The organism is Kitasatospora sp. NPDC002227 (genome assembly GCF_040296285.1).
Lineage (GTDB): Bacteria > Actinomycetota > Actinomycetes > Streptomycetales > Streptomycetaceae > Kitasatospora.
Genome location: NZ_JBEOWY010000034.1, coordinates 1 through 17,613, shown reverse-complemented (window position 1 = coordinate 17,613; position 17,613 = coordinate 1). Strand labels below are relative to the sequence as shown.

Genomic DNA, 17,613 nt, shown 5'->3' with positions numbered 1-17,613 from the left:
GGGTCACCTCTCGTCCAGCCAGCCGTCGTCGACGGCCAGGTTGCTGTCGTGCACCACGAATTCACGCTCCACCGCGGCGGGCGGGTACCCGGCCGCGGTCAGCGCGGCGGTCAGCCGGGCCAGCCTGCGCCCGGCGGTGGCCAGGCCGACGCCGTGGCAGCGCTGGGTCACGAACTGCTGCCGGAGCCCGCTCGGGTCGGCGCGCCGGGCGTTCCAGGACACGTGCGCGCCGTGCCCCGCCACCGCCCGCACCAGCCTGGGCCGGTCGGCCGGGTCGAGCAGCACCTTCACGTGGTGCTCGAAGTACGCCTCCGGGCCCAGCCGGGCGGCCTCGGCGTCGGCCTGCGGCACTCCCCGCGCCCACGGCGCCGCCTCCACCTTCACCCGCACCGGCCCGAAGCCGTCGCCCCGCAGCGCCACCGCCACCGCCCCGGCCCGGTCGAGCTGCTCCCGGTACGTCCCCTCGGCCCGCCAGGACAGCATCGGCTGCGAGGGTGTCCGCCCGCGCGCGAGCACGATGTGGGTGTACTTCAGCCCGCGCCCCGCCGCCCACCCCTCCAGCGCCGGCCCCGCCTCGGCGGCGGCCAGCGTCAGATGGGTCTCGAACTCCCCCGCCACAGCCGCCACACCTGTCGGCGGCCCGGCCAGGAGCGTCTTGATCGTCATGCCCGGCATTCTCACGGCCGGTCGAAGCCTCGGACAACCGGATTCAGTCCTCGCCCTCCCGCAAGGCCGTCAGCAGGCGTTCCAGGGTGGCCAGGTCGTCCCGGGTCAGGCTCAGCATGGCGGCCGGGGGGCGGGCGAGGATCTGGTCGGCGCGGGCCGCGGCGGCGCGGCCGGTGTCGGTCAGGGTGACGAGCTTGTAGCGCCGGTCGTCCGGGTGGACGGTGCGCGCCACCAGACCACGCTCGACCAGGTCGTCGACGATCAGCGTGGTGTACGCCTTGTCGCTGGCCAGCCTGGCGGCCAGCTCACGCATGGTCAGCGGCCCGGCGGCCAGCCGGCGCAGGGCCTTGGCCCGGGCGAAGCTCAGGCCGAGCGCGTCGCTCACCTGCTTGCGGCGGTCCCCGTGCTCCAGCACCAGACCGGACATCGCCGCCCAGATCCGGGTGGCGGTCTGCAGGGTGGCTCCGTCGGGGGCGAGCTCGGCCGTCGGCGGGTTGTCGTTCATGAGGTGGTGACCGGTGTCCTGGTCTGCTCGGGGCTGAGGTTGGCAGCCGCACGTTCGGCGGTCCGCAGGGCCCACCGGCCCGTGGTGAGGATACCCAGCACGAAGACCGCTCCCCCGCAGCCGGTGGTGATCCACCAGCCGGCGTGGCTGGCGGCGGCGAAGCCGGTGCTCAGCGGGCCGTGGACGGCGGAGGTGACCACCGAGCCGACCACGGCCACCCCCAGCGACTGCCCGACCTGACGGCTGGTGGAGGCCACGGCCGCGGCGACCCCGGCCTGGCTGCGCGGCATCCCCGACACCGCCGTGTTGGTGATCGGCGAGTTCAGCATGCCGAACCCCAGACCGAAGACGGTGTAGGCGGTGAGCAGCTGCCAGGTCGGGGTGGCGGCCGTGAGCCCGGTCAGCAGCAGCCCGCCGGCGGCCATCGAGACCCCGGCGACCAGCAGCGGGATCCGCGGGCCGCGGCTGCCGACGATCCGGCCGGACAGCGGTGCGAAGGCGACCGTCATCACGGCCATCGGCAGGGTGTGGAGCCCGGCCCGCAGCGCGCTGAAGCCGCGGACGTCCTGCAGGTACAGGGTGTTGAGGAAGAGGAAGCCGGCCAGCGAGGCGAAGCCGGAGACGGCGATCACCGTCGCCCCGGAGAACGGCGCGCTGCGGAAGAACCTCAGCTCGATCAGCGGTTCCGCCCGGCGCGACTCGTACCCCAGCAGGCCGAGCAGCGCGAGCAGGGCCAGCCCGAAGCAGGCGAGGGTCCGGCCCGAGGTCCAGCCGGCCGCGGGGGCCTCGATGATCCCGTAGGTGAGCGAGGCGAGCAGCAGGACGACCAGCAGCTGGCCGACCGGGTCGACCCGGCGGGCGCGGGCGGCCCGCGACTCGGGGACGAACCGCCCGGCCAGCACCAGCGCCGCGAGCCCGACCGGGATGTTCACCCAGAAGATCGCCTGCCAGCCGAACCACCCGGTCAGCAGCCCGCCGACCACCGGTCCCAGCGCCATGCTCACCCCGACCGTCGCGCCCCAGATCCCGATCGCGCGGGCCCGCTCCCGGGGCTCGGTGAAGGTGTTGGTGATGATGCCCATCGCGACCGGGTTGAGCATCGAGCCGCCGACGGCCTGGACGGTGCGGGCCGCGACCAGCCAGCCGAGGCTCGGCGACAGACTGCACAGCAGCGAGCCGAGGGTGAAGAGCACCAGCCCGGCCCGGAAGGTCCGGCGGCGGCCGATCCGGTCACCGGTGGAGCCCGACAGCATCAGCAGGCTCGCCAGCACCAGCGTGTAGGCGTCGATGGTCCACTGCAGGCCGGAGACGGAGGCGTGCAGCTCACGCTGGATCGACGGCAGGGCGACGTTCACGATCGTGTTGTCCAGCCCGACGATGAACAAGCTCATGCAGCAGATGGCGAGCACGACCGTCCGCTGCCGGGAGCTGAGCTCGGCCATGCCACACCCCAATGGTTGTAGTAGTGAAACTGTTTTAAGACTACAACCATCGGGGTGAGGTCCGCCGTCAGGCGAAGCGGGAGCTCCGGACCGGGCCGGCGGAGCGGATCGGGTCGCGCGGGCCCTCGGCGGGCCGGCCGGTCGCGCGGGCGGCGAAGGCCGTGAGGGTGTCGTCCGGGTCGGGCGGAGTCCCGCCGTCGCCCTCGGGGGCCTCCGGGGCCGCGGCGAGGATCGCCTCGGCCAGTTCCTCGGCCGAACGCTCGTCGGGGCCGCCCTCCCGCGCCTCGCCGTCCTCGCCGAACTGCAGGCCGGGCTCCCAGGGGGCGTTCACGATCTGGCCGAGCAGGGTGGAGATGTCGGCGCTCACGCCGGGCGGGTCGGTCCAGCAGGTGGCGTGCTCGAAGAGCAGCTCGCCCGGCGCCCGCTCGTTCAGCTGCGCCACCACGGCGGGGTCGCACTCGTTGAGGTCGTAGGCGACCACCAGGACGTCCGGCGTCCCCGGCAGGTACGGCTCGGCCGGCACGCCGAGCAGCCGGGCCGCCGCCAGGCCGAGCGCCCGGCTGCCCCGGTCGGCCAGCAGGCCGACGGCGGCGGGCTTGCGGCCGGTGGCGGCCAGGACGGCCAGCAGGCGCTCCAGGCCGTACCGGCAGTGCCCGAAGTCGTCCTGCAGGTAGGCCCAACGGCCGGTCATGCCCTGGTCGAAGCCGTGCGGCGAGAGGGTGGTGAGCAGACCGCCGGTCAGCACGTAGTGCCAGCCGCGCAGGTCCTTGTCACCGGCCGGCGGCAGCGCGGCGGCCCGCGCCAGCATCCGCCCGACCCGCTCCCCCGGGCCCACCCAGACGTCCTCCGGGGCCGACAGCCCGTCGTACACCTCGCGGGCCAGGCCGAGCTGACCGCTCATCACCGCGTTGTAGACCGTGAGGTAGCGGTCCGGCCAGTCGGCCAGCCGGTCGTCGTGCTCGCGCAGCACGGCCAGTGCCTCGGCGTGCCGCTCGCAGCCCTCCAGTGCGGAGACCAGCTCGAGCAGCACCTTGCGCAGACCGGGCTGCTGGGCGGGCCTGGCCTTGCGGCGGAACAGCCCGGTCCGCACCGGAGCGGCCGGCGGCTGATCCACCACCCGCAGCGCCTCCCGCAGCGCGGGGACGGCCAGCGCGTCGACGCCGCGCTCGACGCAGGCGTAGCCGTACGTGTAGAGCCGGTCGGCCTCACCGGGCCCGGCCGCCAGCGCGGTCGAAGCCTCTGCCAAGTCCTTGAAACCGGCGCCCTTGGCCAGCTCGGCCACCAGCGGCGCGATCTCGGCGGGCGGGAGCCTGTCCGCCGCGGAGCGCAGCTTGCGCATCGATCCCTGCGGGTCGCCGGCTTCGAGGAGCTCCCAGGCTTCGGACAGGTCGGTGGTCATGAGTCTCCGGTGGTCAGGTGGGGTGTCAGGGACCTCAGGATGGTCCTTGACACCCCGCCTCCGGGGCAACCGGGTTTCAGCTGTGCATCGAGATGACGTTGTTGTAGAGGAAGTCGTCGAGGACACCCGAGTAATTGGGCTGGATCTGCTCGCAGGCGCCGTAGGGCCCGTAGACACTGCTGCGGGTGCACAGGGTCCAGGTCACGCCGCTGTTGTTGACGACGGAGGCCGCGTTGTCCTGCACCTGCTGCCCGTAACCGGAGCCGTTGCCCCAGTGCCGGAAGGTGTGGTCGGAGAGGTGGGGGACCCAGCCGGGGCTCCAGTTCTCGAAGGAGCCCCAGCCGTACTGCGGGGAGTTGTAGTACAGGCAGATGGTGCCGCTGGGGCAGGCCTCGGCGCCCCCGGGGCCCGCCGCGAAGGCGGGGGTGTTCATGCCGAGCACGGCGGCGAAGGCGGCCAGGCCGACCGCTAGCTTTCGCTTCATCAGAGCCTCTTCGAAAGTCCGGTGGTGAGCTGGCGGAGATCGCAGCCCCGCGCAGGTGTACCAGCGGCGCGGCAGGGCCCGCAACGGGGTTACCAGGGCGCCACCGGGCCGGGCCGGGAGGCCGGTTCGTACGGCGGGGGCTCGTACTGCACCGGTTCGTACTGCACCGGCTCCGGCTCCCGGGCGGGCCGGGGGCGCAGCGGCCACCAGATGCTCCGGCCCAGCAGGACGGCGATCGCGGGCACCAGGACCATCGAGAGCAGGAACGCGGAGAGCAGGATGCCGAGCGCGGTGGCGAAGCCGACCTGGCGGCTGGCCGGGGTGGCACCGAGGGTGGCGAAGGAGCCGGCCAGCACGAGGCCCGCGGTCGCGATGGCCGGTGCGGTGTGCCGGACGGCCCGGGCGACGGCGGCGCGGGCCGAGCCCCGGTGCTCCATCTCCTCCCTGATCCGGTCGGTGATCAGGATGTTGTAATCGGTGCCGAGGGCGACGACGAACAGGAACAGGACGAGCGGCAGGGTGAAGGCGACCCCCGGCTTTCCCGCGGCGTGCTGGAAGACCAGGGCCGAGGCGCCAAGGGTGGCCGCGAAGCACAGCCCGACCGAGACGAGCAGGACGAGCGGCGCCAGCAGGCTGCGCAGCAGCATGAGGAGGATCAGCGCGATGAGGGCGGCGGCGACCGGGAAGACGATCCGCAGATCGTGGTCGACGGCCTCGGCGACGTCCGAGAAGACCGCCGGCGTGCCGCCCACGTGGGCCGAGAGCCCGGCGGGGGTGTTGGCCGCGACGGCCGCCCTCAGCGGGCCCTTGACCACGTCCCGGGCCTGCTGGGACTGCGGGTCGGCGGTCAGGTAGAGGTCGATCCGGGCCGCCCGGTGGTCCGCCGAGAGTGCGGTGGCACCCACCCGGCCGACGCCGCTGACCTCGCCCAGGGAGTGCCCGAGGCCGTCGAGCCGGCCGGCGGTCAGAGTGCCGCCGTCCCGGGCGGTGACGAAGACGGTGGTCGGGTCGGAGACCCCGGCCGGGAGAGCACGCGAGATCTCGGCGGCGGTGGCCGCGGCGGCCGTCTTCGGGCCGTCCGCGCCGAAGCCGTAGTCCATCCGGATCCCGGCCAGCCCGGCGGCCAGCACGCCCAGCAGGGCGAGCGAACCCACGGCGAGGGCGAGCGGCCGCCGGGCGACCAGGCCGCCGAGCCGGGCGGCGACACCGGCCCGGGGCTCCAGCCGCAGCGCCCGCGAGGGCCAGAAGATCTTCCGCCCGGAGGCGGCCAGCAGGGCGGGCATCAGGGTGAGGCTGCCGAGCAGCATGACCAGGACCGAGACCGCGATGGCGGGCCCGAGCACCCGGAACTGGCCGAAGCTCGCGACCCCGAGGGTGGCGAAGGCCGCGACGATGGTCAGGGCCGCCGAGGTGATCGCGGTGCCCACCCGGCCGCTCACCTCCGCCGCGATCTCCTTGCGGTGCGCCTCGGGCCGGGCCCGCAGCCGCTCGCGGAACCGGAACAGCAGGAAGAGCAGGTAGTCGACGCCGATGCCGAGCAGCACCACCTGGATCAGCGAGGGCGTGCTCGGGTCCAGCTTGATCCCGGTGAGCATCGCGGTGCCGACCACCGCCCCCGCCGCCGCCCCGCCGATCAGGGTGACGGCGATCAGCGGCAGGACGGCGGCCAGGACGCCGCGGAAGACCAGCACGTTGAGCAGCACGATCAGGGCGAGCACCAGCCCGCCGGTGATCTTCGAGGTCAGCTCGCCGTCGTCGGTGGTGTCCACCGTGTCGGCGAGCCCGCCGGTGAAGCCGGTCCGCAGGCCCTCGGCGGCGAACTCCGCCCGTGCCGTGTCCCGGAAGACCTTGTAGGTGGCCTGCAGCCGCGGGTCGATGGCGTTGCCGACCAGTCCGACCGAGAGCAGCTGGAAGCGGCCGTCCGGCGCGAGCACGACGGGGCTGACCGTCGGGGTCTGCGAGTAGTCCTCCAGCAGGAAGGACGGACCTTCCCCCTCCTTCGGCGCGGGGGTCACCACCCGCTGCTTCGCCAGCTTCGCGGCCGTCGCACCGATCCGCTGCTGGTCGGCCTCGCCCAGCGGGGCGCCGTCGGCCCTGGCCACCAGCACGGTGACGGCGTTGGCGTCGGGCTTCACCCCGAAGCGGTCCTCGGCGATCCGCAGGGCGGCCGCCGAGTCGTAGCTGCGCGGCAGGAAGTCACCGGTCTGGTTCTGTGTGACGCGGAACATGAGCGACCCGCTCACCCCGGTCAGGACGATGCCGAGCACCGCCCAGACGATGATGACCGTCCAAGGGCGTCTGGTCGAGTACCCGGTGAGGGCGCGGATCACGGTGGTCCTCCGGTTCGTGGAGCCTGGCGGCGCCGGGTGCTCCCGGGCCTCCTACAGACCATCAGCCGCAGACCCCCGAACACGTCCTGGCCAGGGACGATCTCCCACCGGGCCCCCGGCACCAGGCCTGCCGTCCGACCAGGACCCTGGTCCTGGTCCGAGGCCGTCCTCCCGGCGCCGCTGCGGCGGTCCGGGCCCTGACAGACTGGTCACGGCAGTCGGCAGCGGAGAGGGCGAGGACGTGGACAGGCAGATCGAGGGCACGCCGTGGACGCGGTCCGACGCGCTGGTGGCGGTCGGCGCGGCCGGCATCGACCTGCTGGGGTACTCACTCGGCAACTCCGGCGCCGGTCTGCCGGTCTCGGTCACCGGCAGCGTGCTCGTGGTCCTGGCGGCGCTGCCGCTGCTGGCCCGGCGGCGGTACCCGGTCGTGGTGCTGGCCGCCGTACTGCTGGTCTCCGCGGCCTTCAACCTGCTCGGGCCCCAGCTGACGCACTTCGGCGCGGCTCCCGCCGTGGCGCTCTACTCGGTGGCCCGGGTCTCCCGGCCGGCCGTCACCGCCTCGGCCACCGTCATCACGGCGGCGGTGATCCTGCTCAGCCAGCCCCAGGGGCCGCTCACCTGGACCGACGCGTTCAGCAGCGCCATCGCGGCCGTGCTGGTGACCGCCACCGCCACCGTCGTCCGCCGCTGGCAGCAGCAGGTGGCGTCCAACCGGCAGCTGTTGGCGGAGCAGGCGGTGGCCCAGGAGCGGCGCCGAATCGCGCGGGAGCTGCACGACATCGTGGCGCACCACATCACCACCATGCAGCTGATGGCCGGCGGCGCCCGGGCCAACCTCGACCGGGACACCGAGGTGGTCCGCGAGGCGCTCGTCACCCTGGAGTCCTCCGGGCGCCTCGCCCTGCGGGAGATGCGCCAGCTGCTCGACGTGCTCCGCGCCGGTGACGACCCCGAGCCCGGCACCCCGGAGCCCCAGCCCGGCGTCGCGGACCTCGACCGGCTGGTACGCGACTCCGGTTTTCCCGTCGAGCTGCGGTTGACCGGGACACCCCGGCCGCTCGAACCGACGCTCGGCCTGACGGTCTACCGGATCGTGCAGGAGGCCCTGACCAACACCCGTAAGCACGCGGGCCGGGCCCGGGCCGTGGTCACGCTCACCTACGGGCCCGACGACCTGCTGGTCGACGTCCAGGACGACGGCTCGGGCGAGCCTCCCCATGACGGGCCGGCCGGGCCGGCCGGGTACGGTCTGGTCGGGATGCGGGAGCGCGTCGCGCTGCACGGCGGGAGCCTGACGGCCGGCCGGCAGGAGGGCGGCGGCTTCCGGGTCACCGGCCGGCTGCCGCTGGCCGACCACACCGAGACCGTACCGACGTCACGACCCGAGGAGCACTGACCATGCAGGGGCCGACCGCACCGATCACCGTCCTGATCGCGGACGACCAGCCGCTGGTGCGGCGCGGACTGGCGCTGATCCTCACCCCCGACCCCGGCTTCGAGGTCCTCGGCGAGGCCGAGAACGGCGAGCGGGCCGTCGAGCTGGCCCACGTGCTGCGGCCCGACGTGGTGGTGATGGACATCCGGATGCCCGTGCTCGACGGCGTCGCCGCCACCGCCCGCCTGACGGCGGAGCTCCCCGACTGCCGGGTGCTCGCCCTGAGCACCTTCGACATGGACGAGTACGTGGTCTCCGCCCTCCGCGCCGGCGCCGCCGGGTTCCTCCCCAAGGACGTCTCCCCCGAGGAGCTCACCGCCGCCATCCGCACCGTCCACGCGGGCGAGGCCGCAGTCGCCCCCCGCCTCCTCACCACCCTGATCTCAACCTACGTCCGCACCCCGCCCCCCACCCGCCCGGCCACCCCCGCCACCGTCGACCTGACCCCCCGTGAGACCGAGATCTGGCGCCTGATCGCCACCGGCCTCGACAACACCCGGATCGCCGAGGAACTCACCCTCAGCGTCTCCACCGTCAAGAACCACATCACCAGCCTCTTCACCAAGCTCCAGGTCCGCGACCGCGCCCAGGCCGTCATCGCCGCCTACGAATCCGGCCTGGTCTCCGCCCGGGGAGACGGCTGAGGACGCCACTGCTCGCGGTACCCCGGCGTGTCGTCGTAGGTCTGGGCGAGGAGCCTGACCGCCGCTTCGAGGGCAGCGGCCCAGCCGGCTCGGAAGTCCCCGGTGGTGGGCTCGGCCGACGCGACCGAGGCGTAGAGGTCCGTGACAGCGCGGGCCATGTCGATCATCGGGACGGTGCTCTCGAGATGGACATCCGTGCCTGGCGGAGCACAGGACGAGATCATCACCACCCTGTGCAGGTCCTCGTCGAGCTCCGCCCGCAAGAACCGGATGAGGTCGTCATTCATGCCGGTCATCGTTCCGATACCCCGCCTGCGGGTCAACGCCCCGCGAGGCGGGCGGTGATGGCCTGGTCCAGGGCGGCGGCGGTGGCGGGGATGTCGAGTTGGGAGTTGTCGATGATGGGGAGGCCGGAGTTGTACCAGCCGGCCATGCGGCCGTGGATGCGGGCTACCTCCTCGTCGCGCAGGCGCCGGTTGCCGCTGCGGCGGGCGTTGCGGGCGAGGACGGAGTCGAGGCCGGGGAGGAGGACGACGGGGATCATCCCGGGGCCGATGTGGCGGCGCCAGCCGCCTAGGCCGATGGCGGGGCGGTCGGGGAAGACGGCGTCGTCGATGATGCAGGAGATGCCGTTGGCGAGGTAGTTGCGGCAGGCGAAGCCGCAGGTGCGGCGGGCCAGCCGGTACTGCGCCTCGGAGGCGTCGTTCCAGCCGGACTGCGGGTCGGCGAAACCGGCCTGCACCCATTCGCGGACGTCGTCCAGGCTCACGTGCGCCGTCGGCGTGGGCCGCCGCTCGGCCCAGTGCCGGGCCACGCTGGTCTTGCCCGCCCCGGCGGGGCCGATCAGCAGCACGGCGAGCGGCCCCGAAGCGGGCTGGTGCACGGGCGGCGGCACCGGCTGCGCCGGCGCCAGCGGGAAGTGCCCGGTCGTCAGCGAGGCGGCGGGGGCCATCGGCAGCAACGGAACGGTGGGCCCGCCACCGGCCGCGGTCGGCGGGTACGGCGGCGGTGCGAACGGGCGCGGCGGCACCGGGCCTGTCCCGTACTGCTGCGTCACTTCACCTCCCGGCGGGTCCGGACGTGCTCCCGAACCGGGACATTACACGTCGGCCCGGTGGCGGGCACAGTCCGCCACCGGGCCGACACTTCCGATCAGGCCGCCGGGTACCCCCGCTGACCTGCCGTCATGCTCGAACCGGCCACCCTACTTGGTCGCCAGCTGCTCCGCGATCGCCCGCAGCGCCAGCTCGTACGATCCGATCCCGAAGCCCGCGATGGTGCCGGAGGCCACCGCCGCGATCACCGAGGTGTGGCGGAACTCTTCGCGCGCGTACGGGTTCGAGATGTGCACCTCGATCAGCGGCGCGGTCCGCTGCGCCGCGGCGTCCCGCATCGCGTACGAGTAGTGGGTGAACGCGCCGGGGTTGATGACCACGGGTGTGCGTTCGTCGGCCGCACGGTGCAGCCATTCGACCATCTCCTGCTCGGAGTTGGTCTCCCGCACCTCCACCTCGAAGCCGAACTCCTTGCCGAGCGCCGTGCAGCGCTCGACCAGCCCGGTGTAGGAGGTGGCGCCGTACACGTCGGGCTCCCGGCTGCCGAGGCGGCCGAGGTTGGGCCCGTTGAGGACGACGACCCTGGTCACCCGGACACCTCCGCGTACGCGCCGACCAGCAGCGTCGGGTCCGGACCCTCGAGGACGGAGGTCTTGCCCAGGCCGTCGAGCACGATGAAGCGCAGCAGGTCGCCGCGCGACTTCTTGTCGATCTTCATGGCGTCGAGCAGCTTCGGCCAGGCGTCCGCCCGGTAGGTCAGCGGCAGGCCGACCGAGGCCAGCACGGTGCGGTGCCGGTCGGCCGTCTCGTCGTCCAGCCGGCCCGCCAGGCGGCCGAGCTCGGCGGCGAAGACCATGCCGATGGAGATCGCCGCGCCGTGCCGCCACTTGTAGCGCTCGTTGCGCTCGATGGCGTGGCCCAGGGTGTGGCCGTAGTTGAGGATCTCCCGGCGGCCGGCCTCCTTGAGGTCGCCCGAGACGACATCGGCCTTGACCTGGATGGCCCGGCGGATCAGCTCCACCGTGTGCGGGCCGGCCGGGGTCTTGGCGCCCTCCGGGTCGGCCTCGATCAGGTCGAGAATCACCGGGTCGGCGATGAAGCCGCACTTGATGACCTCGGCCAGGCCGCTCACGTAGTCGTGCTTGGGCACCGTCTCCAGCGTCGCCAGGTCGGCCAGCACGCCCACCGGCGGGTGGAAGGCGCCGACCATGTTCTTGCCCTCGGCGATGTTGATGCCGGTCTTGCCACCCACGGCGGCGTCGACCATGCCGAGCAGCGTGGTCGGCATCGAGACCCAGCGCACGCCGCGCAGCCAGGTGGCCGCGACGAAGCCCGCGAGGTCGGTGGTGGCGCCGCCGCCGAGCCCGACGATCACGTCGGAGCGGGTGAAGCCGGTCTGCCCGAGCACCGACCAGCAGTACGCGGCGACCTCGGCGCTCTTGGCCTCCTCGGCGTTGGGCACCTGGAGCAGGATCGCCTCGTAGCCCTCGCCCGCGAGGTCCTCGCGGATCGCGTCGGCGGTCGCCTCCAGGGCCTCCGGGTGGACGATCGCCACCCGGCGGGCCTGGGTGCCGATCAGGCCGCCCAGCTCGCCGAGCAGCTGATGGCCCACCAGCACGTCGTACGGGTCGTGGCCCGCGCTGCCACCCACGTGGATGGTGACGGTCTCGCTCATTACTTCCTCAAATCCAGTGCGTCGATGGTGGCCTCGGCCACCTGCTCCGGCGTCCGCCCGTGGGTGTCCACCGTGATGGTGGCGACCTCCTGGTAGAGCGGGCGCCGGGCCTCCATCAGCTCGCGCCACGTGGCACGCGGGTTGACGGCGAGCAGCGGGCGCGGCACGTCCAGGCCGACCCGCTTCACGGCGTCCGCGAGCGCCACCTCAAGGTAGACCACCCGGCAGTCGGCCAGCAGCTCGCGGGTGGCCTCGGCCAGCACCGCGCCGCCGCCGAGCGCCACCACACCGTCGTGCTCGGCCACCGCGGCCGCCACGGCCCGCACCTCCAGCTCGCGGAAGTGCGGTTCGCCCTCGTCCACGAAGATGTCCGGGATGGGCTTGCCCGCCAGCGCCTCGATGTCGGCATCGGTGTCCCGGTAGGCGACTGAGAGGCGCTCGGCGAGCACCTGGCCCACGGTGCTCTTGCCCGCGCCGGGCGGGCCCACCAGCACCAGCAGCGGGCTCATCGGACGATCAGGTTCTCGAGGTAGCTCTGCACGTTGCGGCGGGTCTCGGAGACGTTGTCGCCGCCGAACTTCTCGTTCACCGCGTCGGCCAGCACCAGCGCGACCATCGCCTCGGCGACGATGCCGGCGGCCGGCACGGCGCAGACGTCCGAGCGCTGGTGGTGCGCCTTGGCCTCCTCGCCGGTGCGGGTGTCGATGGTGCGCAGCGCGCGCGGCACGGTCGCGATCGGCTTCATCGCGGCGCGGACCCGCAGCAGCTCGCCGGTGGACAGGCCGCCCTCGGTGCCGCCGGAGCGGCCGGAGGTGCGCTTGACGCCGTCCGGGCCGGGCACGATCTCGTCGTGGGCCTGCGAGCCGGGCACCCGGGCCAGGTCGAAGCCGTCGCCGACCTCGACGCCCTTGATGGCCTGGATGCCCATCAGGGCGGCGGCCAGGCGGGCGTCCAGGCGGCGGTCCCAGTGCACGTGGCTGCCGAGGCCGACCGGCACGCCGTACGCGAGCACCTCGACCACACCGCCGAGGGTGTCGCCGTCCTTGTGGGCCTGGTCGATCTCGGCGACCATCTGCTTCGAGGCGTCGGCGTCCAGGCAGCGCACCGGGTCCTCGTCCAGGCGGGCCTCGTCGGAGGGCAGCGGGAGCACTCCGGCGGGGGCCTTGGCGGCGGCGAGCTCGACCACGTGCGAGACCAGCTCGATCCCGCAGGTCTCCTTCAGGTACGAGCGGGCGACGACGCCCAGCGCGACGCGGGCGGCCGTCTCGCGGGCGCTGGCGCGCTCGAGGATCGGGCGGGCCTCGTCGAGGGAGTACTTCTGCATGCCCGCGAGGTCGGCGTGGCCGGGGCGGGGGCGGGTGAGCGCCTCGTTGCGGGCCAGGCCCGCCAGGATCTCCGGGTCCACCGGGTCGGCGGACATGACCTGCTCCCACTTGGGCCACTCGGTGTTGCCGACCATGATCGCGACCGGGCTGCCCATGGTCAGACCGTGCCGGACACCGCCGAGGAAGGTCACCTCGTCCTGCTCGAACTTCATCCGGGCACCCCGGCCGTAGCCGAGCCGGCGCCGCGCCAGCGCGTCGGCGACCATCTCGGTGGTCACCGGCACACCGGCGGGCAGACCCTCCAGCGTCGCGACCAGAGCGGGACCGTGCGACTCCCCCGCCGTCAGCCAGCGCAACGTACCCAACGCAGCTCCTTCGTCAGCGGCCCTGCGCTGCGGCGGGCCGACCAGGCGTCTCTCGGCGGGCCCGGCTCACGACGGCACCCGCGCTCTGACCAGATCCTTTCACGTCCGGCGGCCCTCCCGGTGCACGGTCCGCGTGCCGGACAGCGGAGGTCCACGGCCCGGTCGCACCGCCTGGGCCGGGCAGGTCCGGGCTATCAGGGGGCGAACGGTCCGTCCCGGAGCCCGCCGGGCCGGTCCGCGGGTGATCTGCTCAGGGCCCGTCTCTGTCAGATCCGGGCTCCGACCTGGTCAGGTCCGATGCGCCTGCAGCGCCGCCTCGCCGGCCCGCCGCATGGCGCCGAGCACACCCTCCGACCGCCCCGTGAACTGCTCGAACTGCAGCACCGCCTGATGCACCAACAGATCCAGCCCGCCCAGCACCGTCGCCCCGCGCTCCGCGCAGGCCGCCACCAGCGCCGTCGGCCAAGGGTGGTACAGCACGTCGAACAGCGCTCCGGGCGCGTCCGGCACCCCCGCCGCGAAGGCATCCGTGGCCCCCGCCGGGGTCGTCGAGATGGTCAGCGGGGCGGTCAGCGCCTCCGCCCCCCGCTCCCAGGGAGCGGCCTGCACGGCCAGCCCCAGCTTCTCCCCCAGGGCCCGCATCTCGGCCGCCCGCTCGGGGCTGCGTACGTAGACCGTGACCTCGCCCGAGCAGATCTGTGCCAGCGCCGCCACCGCCGAGGAAGCCGTCGCCCCGGCCCCGAGCACCGAGGCGGCCTCGACCTGCCCGATGCCCCGCTCCCGCAGCGCGTTCACCAGCCCGGGCACGTCCGTGTTGTCACCGCGCAGGCACCCGTCGGCCCCCCGCACCACGGTGTTCACGGCGTCCACCGACACCGCCGTCGCGCTGATCTCGTCGAGCAGCGGCATGATCGCCCGCTTGAGCGGCATGGTCAGCGACAGCCCGGCCCAGCCGGGCTCCGCGAACGTGCCCGCCACGAACCCGGGCAGCCCCTCCTCGTCCACCTCGAACCGGTCGTACGACCAGGTCGAGTCCAGACCGAGCGCCGCGTACCCGGCCCGGTGGAGCACGGGCGAGAGCGAGTGCGCGATCGGCGAGCCGAGTACGGCGGCCCGGTGCTGCGGTGTCACGGTGATCAAACCCCCTGGTCAGTTCACTTGCACATGCCGGATTCGTCGAAGCCCTTGCCCTGCTGGGTGCACCAGTCCTTCACGTCCTTCTTGAACTGGTCGAAGGTCGAGGAGAAGCGGGTCTCGGTCGCCGAGAGCGCCACGAAGTACACCCAGTCACCCGGGGTCGGGTTGAGCACGGCCTGGATCGCCTCCTCACCCGGGTTGGAGATCGGGGTCGGCGGCAGGCCCTTGCTGACGTAGGTGTTGTAGGGGCTCTTGTCGCCTTCCTTCTCCGCCTTGGTGAAGTTGGGGCGGCCGAGCTTGTACTGCAGCGTGGTGTCGAGCTGCAGCTTGCCCTGCGTCGCGTTGGTGTTCAGGCGGTTGTACAGCGCCCGGGCGATCTTGCCGAAGTCCTGGTCGTTGTTGCCCTCGGCCTGCAGGATGCTCGCCTCGATGACCACCTGGTAGCCGTTGGCCAGCCCGACCTTCTGGGCGGCGGCGTCCAGGTTGAGGTCCTTGTAGTGCTGGACGGCGTTGGCGACCATCTGCTTGAGCAGCGCGTCCGGCTTCATGCCCTCGGTGATCGAGTACTTGGCCGGGTAGAGGAAGCCCTCGGGGTTGTTGTTCGCGTACGCGGGCAGGCCGAGGTTGGCCGCCTGGTCCTTGGCGATCTGGGCGGTGGTGCCCTTGTTCAGCTTGAGCTTGTCGTCGATCTTGGCGTAGATGTCGACGGCCTTCTTGCCCTCGGGGATGACCAGCGCGTTGCCGCCGTTGGACTCGACCAGCAGCGCGACGGCGTCCTTGGCCGACATCTGGTGGTGCATGGTGTAGGCACCGGGCTGGATGGTGTTGGCCTTCGGGTTGGCCACGAAGGCGTTGTAGAAGGCCTTGACGGACTTCACCACGCCGGCGGCCTGGAGCACCTGGCCCATCTGCTCACCGGAGCCGGGCTTGATCTCGATCGACACCGAGCCGGTGCCGGCGCCGCTGAAGTCCGCCGGCGGGCCGAAGTGGCTCTGGTAGAAGCCGTAGCCCCACCAGCCCGCGCCGCCCAGACCGCCGAGCAGCACCAGGGCGACCACCAGGCAGGCGCCGCCGTTGCGGCGGCCGGCGGCCTTGCCCTTCTCCTTGCGCTTGCGCTCGCCCTCGCGGGAGTGGTCCTGCTCGCCGAGGAACGAGTCGTGCTCCGGCTCGGCCCCGCCCTCCGGGTACTCCTGGCCGTCCTCTTCCCACAGCTCGGGCTCGGGTTCGGCGGTCCGCGGGTTCTCCAGCGCGGCGGCCTCGGCTTCCCAGTCGATCCCGTCCGGCCCGGGCCCGGCCGGCGCCGGGCGCTGCTGCTGCACCGGCGGACGCGGCTGCACCGGCCGCCCCTGCGCCATCTGCTGCTGCCCGAACGGCTGCTGCACCGCCTGCTGCTGAAGGCCCTGGTGCTGGAGACCCTGCTGCATCCCCTGCTGCCAGCCCTGCTGCTGCGGCATCTGCTGCTGGGGCACCTGCTGCTGGCCGAACTGCGCCTGCTGCCCGTACTGCTGCTGCTGAGCCTGCTGCTGCCAGAGCTGCTGTTGCTGGGCCTGTGCCTGCGCCTGTTGCTGCTGCTGCGCGTACGGGTCCTGCCCGTACTGCTGCTGCGCCGGCTGCTGCCACCCGGTCTGCTGCTGCTGACCGTACGAGCCCTGGGCGTACTGGTTCTGCTGCTGCCACGCCGCCTGCTGGGCCTGGGCCTGAGCCTGGGCCTGCTGCTGAGCGGCGGCGATCTCCTCGGGCGTCCCGCCGTAGCCGGGGTCGCCTGGGTGCCACGGCCGCGAGCCCTGGGGGCTGTAGCCCCCACCCAGATCACTCATCGAACCCCTTAAACCGGCGGCAGCTTGCCGTCTCGAACCAGCGTGCTACTCACACGCCCGGAGGGAGACGTTACCGTACCGCAGCAGGGCCCCCGGCCTGGTCAACTCCCCGTCAATGCCCACTGGCGCTGGGTGAGGACCGTTCCTTCGCCTGGTTGGCGTTGAACTCGGCGACGTTCTTCTGCTGCTGATCGAAGCTGTCGGTGAACCTGGTGTCACCCGGTCGTACGGTCACGAAGTACAGCCAGTCGCCCTCCGCCGGGTGGGCCGCGGCCTGCAGTGCGTCCCGCCCCGGGTTGGCGATCGGGGTCGGCGGCAGGCCCGGGTGCAGATAGGTGTTGAAGGGTGATTCGGTCCTGGTGTCACCCGTGGTCGTGGAGAGTGTGGAGCGACCCAGTGCGTAGTTGATGGTGGAGTCCAGCTGCAGCGGCATGTTCTTGCCCAGCCGGTTGTAGATCACCCGGGCCACCTTGGCCATGTCCTCCGGGTTGTCGGCCTCGCCCTGGACCAGGCTCGCGATGGTCACCAGCCCGTACGGGGTCTGGTTGTTGCCGCTCGCCAGGCTCTGCACGTCGTCTCCCCCGAACACCCGCCCGCTCTGGCCGACCATCTCCTTGAGCAGCGTGAGCACATTGGTGTCCCCCGTCACGGGGTAGGTCGAGGGGAAGAGGAAGCCCTCGGTGTTGCCGCCGGTCCAGTCCGGCAGGCCCAGCTCGGCCACGTGCTGCTGCGCGGTGGCCAGGGCCGTGCCGGTCGGCAGCTTCAGCTTCTGGTCGATCGCCGTGTAGACCTGGCCGGCCCGCCAGCCCTCGGGGATGGTCAGGGCGTTGGCGTTGGCCGGGTCGAGCAGCACGTTGAGCGCGTTGACGGCGGACATCTGCCGCCGCAGCTCGTACACCCCCGGCTGGATCCGGGTGCCCGCCACGCTGTGGCTCGCGGCCTCGGTGAAGGCCCGGGTGCTGGCCACCACCCCGCCCTTGAGCAGCGCCTGGCCGATCTGGGTCAGCGAGGCGCCCTGGGCCACCGACACCTGCACGCTGCCGCTGCCGCTCCCGGCGTAGTCTGGCGCGGGCTTCTTGCCCTCCGGCCAGAGCAGCAGCACGACCAGCCCCGCCACCGCGAGCACCCCGACCAGCGCCGTGACGCTCAGACAGCAGGCCAGCCCGCTGCGCAGGCGGCGCGGGTCCGGCGGCCGAAGACCGTGCGGCGCCCCGGGCGGCGCGCCCTCCGGTTCGGCCCCCGCCTGCGCCGCCGCACGACCAGGATCCCGGCGGCCCCGAGCACCGCGCCGACCGCGAGCACCAGCCAGCCGGAGGAGCCCCGCTGCGGCG

The 17,613-nt window shown here is 73.1% G+C and carries 18 protein-coding genes; 2 read left to right on the top strand and 16 right to left on the bottom strand.

Annotation, left to right across the window (positions count from 1 at the left end; translation table 11 throughout):
- Window positions 1-3 precede the first annotated feature (3 nt).
- The 6 genes from ABT095_RS26135 to ABT095_RS26110 all read right to left on the bottom strand — a co-directional run bounded on the left by ABT095_RS26135 (window position 4) and on the right by ABT095_RS26110 (window position 6,826).
- The gene (locus tag ABT095_RS26135; RefSeq protein ID WP_350531948.1) at window positions 4-666 is read right to left on the bottom strand and encodes a hypothetical protein; all 663 of its coding nucleotides are present in this window, start codon (window positions 664-666) and stop codon (window positions 4-6) included.
- Window positions 667-709: 43 nt separating this feature from the next.
- Entirely contained in the window at window positions 710-1,171 is a 462-nt protein-coding gene (locus ABT095_RS26130; RefSeq protein ID WP_350531947.1) for a MarR family winged helix-turn-helix transcriptional regulator, read from the bottom strand.
- A complete protein-coding gene (locus tag ABT095_RS26125) occupies window positions 1,168-2,613 on the bottom strand; it encodes an MFS transporter (protein ID WP_350531946.1) in 1,446 nt (481 codons plus the stop codon). Before ABT095_RS26125 ends, ABT095_RS26130 begins: the two co-directional genes overlap by 4 nt.
- Window positions 2,614-2,680: 67 nt before the next feature.
- Complete coding sequence (locus tag ABT095_RS26120; RefSeq protein ID WP_350531945.1) at window positions 2,681-4,012, bottom strand: tetratricopeptide repeat protein; 1,332 nt, start codon at window positions 4,010-4,012, stop codon at window positions 2,681-2,683.
- Between the two features lie 76 nt (window positions 4,013-4,088).
- Window positions 4,089-4,496, bottom strand: a complete 408-nt coding sequence (locus ABT095_RS26115) for a peptidase inhibitor family I36 protein (protein WP_350531944.1) — start codon at window positions 4,494-4,496, stop codon at window positions 4,089-4,091.
- Between the two features lie 89 nt (window positions 4,497-4,585).
- Complete coding sequence (locus ABT095_RS26110) at window positions 4,586-6,826, bottom strand: MMPL family transporter (protein ID WP_350531943.1); 2,241 nt, start codon at window positions 6,824-6,826, stop codon at window positions 4,586-4,588.
- Window positions 6,827-7,067: 241 nt separating this feature from the next.
- Between ABT095_RS26110 and ABT095_RS26105 the strand changes: the two genes are divergently transcribed.
- Window positions 7,068-8,225: a sensor histidine kinase gene (locus tag ABT095_RS26105; protein WP_350531942.1), complete on the top strand. Its 1,158-nt coding sequence runs from the start codon at window positions 7,068-7,070 to the stop codon at window positions 8,223-8,225.
- A gap of 2 nt (window positions 8,226-8,227) precedes the next feature.
- Window positions 8,228-8,908, top strand: coding sequence for a response regulator transcription factor (locus tag ABT095_RS26100; RefSeq protein WP_350531941.1), 681 nt, complete (start codon window positions 8,228-8,230; stop codon window positions 8,906-8,908).
- Here ABT095_RS26100 and ABT095_RS26095 read toward each other — a convergent pair.
- The 10 genes from ABT095_RS26095 to ABT095_RS26050 form a co-directional block, all read right to left on the bottom strand.
- Window positions 8,869-9,195 carry a DUF6221 family protein gene (locus ABT095_RS26095; RefSeq protein WP_350531940.1) on the bottom strand — a complete coding sequence of 109 codons (327 nt, stop codon included), beginning with the start codon at window positions 9,193-9,195 and terminating at the stop codon, window positions 8,869-8,871. The genes ABT095_RS26100 and ABT095_RS26095 overlap by 40 nt on opposite strands.
- Window positions 9,196-9,227: 32 nt before the next feature.
- Window positions 9,228-9,965 (bottom strand): AAA family ATPase, encoded by a 738-nt coding sequence (locus ABT095_RS26090; RefSeq protein WP_350531939.1) that lies wholly within the window; start codon window positions 9,963-9,965, stop codon window positions 9,228-9,230.
- Between the two features lie 147 nt (window positions 9,966-10,112).
- On the bottom strand, window positions 10,113-10,553 hold the full coding sequence (gene aroQ / locus ABT095_RS26085) for a type II 3-dehydroquinate dehydratase (protein ID WP_350531938.1): 441 nt from the start codon (window positions 10,551-10,553) through the stop codon (window positions 10,113-10,115).
- Window positions 10,550-11,638, bottom strand: a complete 1,089-nt coding sequence (gene aroB, locus ABT095_RS26080) for a 3-dehydroquinate synthase (RefSeq protein ID WP_350531937.1) — start codon at window positions 11,636-11,638, stop codon at window positions 10,550-10,552. The genes aroQ and aroB overlap by 4 nt, the downstream gene beginning before the upstream one ends.
- Window positions 11,638-12,147, bottom strand: coding sequence for a shikimate kinase (locus tag ABT095_RS26075; RefSeq protein ID WP_350531936.1), 510 nt, complete (start codon window positions 12,145-12,147; stop codon window positions 11,638-11,640). Before ABT095_RS26075 ends, aroB begins: the two co-directional genes overlap by 1 nt.
- A complete protein-coding gene (gene aroC / locus ABT095_RS26070) occupies window positions 12,144-13,328 on the bottom strand; it encodes a chorismate synthase (RefSeq protein ID WP_350531935.1) in 1,185 nt (394 codons plus the stop codon). The genes ABT095_RS26075 and aroC overlap by 4 nt, the downstream gene beginning before the upstream one ends.
- A 288-nt stretch (window positions 13,329-13,616) precedes the next feature.
- Window positions 13,617-14,459: a shikimate dehydrogenase gene (locus ABT095_RS26065; RefSeq protein ID WP_350531934.1), complete on the bottom strand. Its 843-nt coding sequence runs from the start codon at window positions 14,457-14,459 to the stop codon at window positions 13,617-13,619.
- 23 nt (window positions 14,460-14,482) lie between these two features.
- Window positions 14,483-16,282: an endolytic transglycosylase MltG gene (gene mltG, locus ABT095_RS26060; RefSeq protein WP_350531933.1), complete on the bottom strand. Its 1,800-nt coding sequence runs from the start codon at window positions 16,280-16,282 to the stop codon at window positions 14,483-14,485.
- Between the two features lie 112 nt (window positions 16,283-16,394).
- On the bottom strand, window positions 16,395-17,399 hold the full coding sequence (mltG, locus tag ABT095_RS26055; protein WP_350531932.1) for an endolytic transglycosylase MltG: 1,005 nt from the start codon (window positions 17,397-17,399) through the stop codon (window positions 16,395-16,397).
- A gap of 29 nt (window positions 17,400-17,428) precedes the next feature.
- The coding region (locus ABT095_RS26050) for an LPXTG cell wall anchor domain-containing protein (RefSeq protein ID WP_350531931.1) at window positions 17,429-17,613 on the bottom strand (185 nt) is incomplete at its 5' end.

What these genes read in the sequence shown, in the direction of transcription:
- aroB (WP_350531937.1), bottom strand. Translation starts at nt 11,638, where the DNA reads ATGAGCGAGACCGTCACCATCCACGTGGGTGGCAGCGCGGGCCACGAC.
- ABT095_RS26135 (WP_350531948.1), bottom strand. Translation starts at nt 666, where the DNA reads ATGACGATCAAGACGCTCCTGGCCGGGCCGCCGACAGGTGTGGCGGCT.
- ABT095_RS26125 (WP_350531946.1), bottom strand. Translation starts at nt 2,613, where the DNA reads ATGGCCGAGCTCAGCTCCCGGCAGCGGACGGTCGTGCTCGCCATCTGC.
- ABT095_RS26095 (WP_350531940.1), bottom strand. Translation starts at nt 9,195, where the DNA reads ATGAATGACGACCTCATCCGGTTCTTGCGGGCGGAGCTCGACGAGGAC.
- ABT095_RS26115 (WP_350531944.1), bottom strand. Translation starts at nt 4,496, where the DNA reads ATGAAGCGAAAGCTAGCGGTCGGCCTGGCCGCCTTCGCCGCCGTGCTC.
- ABT095_RS26120 (WP_350531945.1), bottom strand. Translation starts at nt 4,012, where the DNA reads ATGACCACCGACCTGTCCGAAGCCTGGGAGCTCCTCGAAGCCGGCGAC.
- ABT095_RS26100 (WP_350531941.1), top strand. Translation starts at nt 8,228, where the DNA reads ATGCAGGGGCCGACCGCACCGATCACCGTCCTGATCGCGGACGACCAG.
- mltG (WP_350531933.1), bottom strand. Translation starts at nt 16,282, where the DNA reads ATGAGTGATCTGGGTGGGGGCTACAGCCCCCAGGGCTCGCGGCCGTGG.
- ABT095_RS26130 (WP_350531947.1), bottom strand. Translation starts at nt 1,171, where the DNA reads ATGAACGACAACCCGCCGACGGCCGAGCTCGCCCCCGACGGAGCCACC.
- ABT095_RS26075 (WP_350531936.1), bottom strand. Translation starts at nt 12,147, where the DNA reads ATGAGCCCGCTGCTGGTGCTGGTGGGCCCGCCCGGCGCGGGCAAGAGC.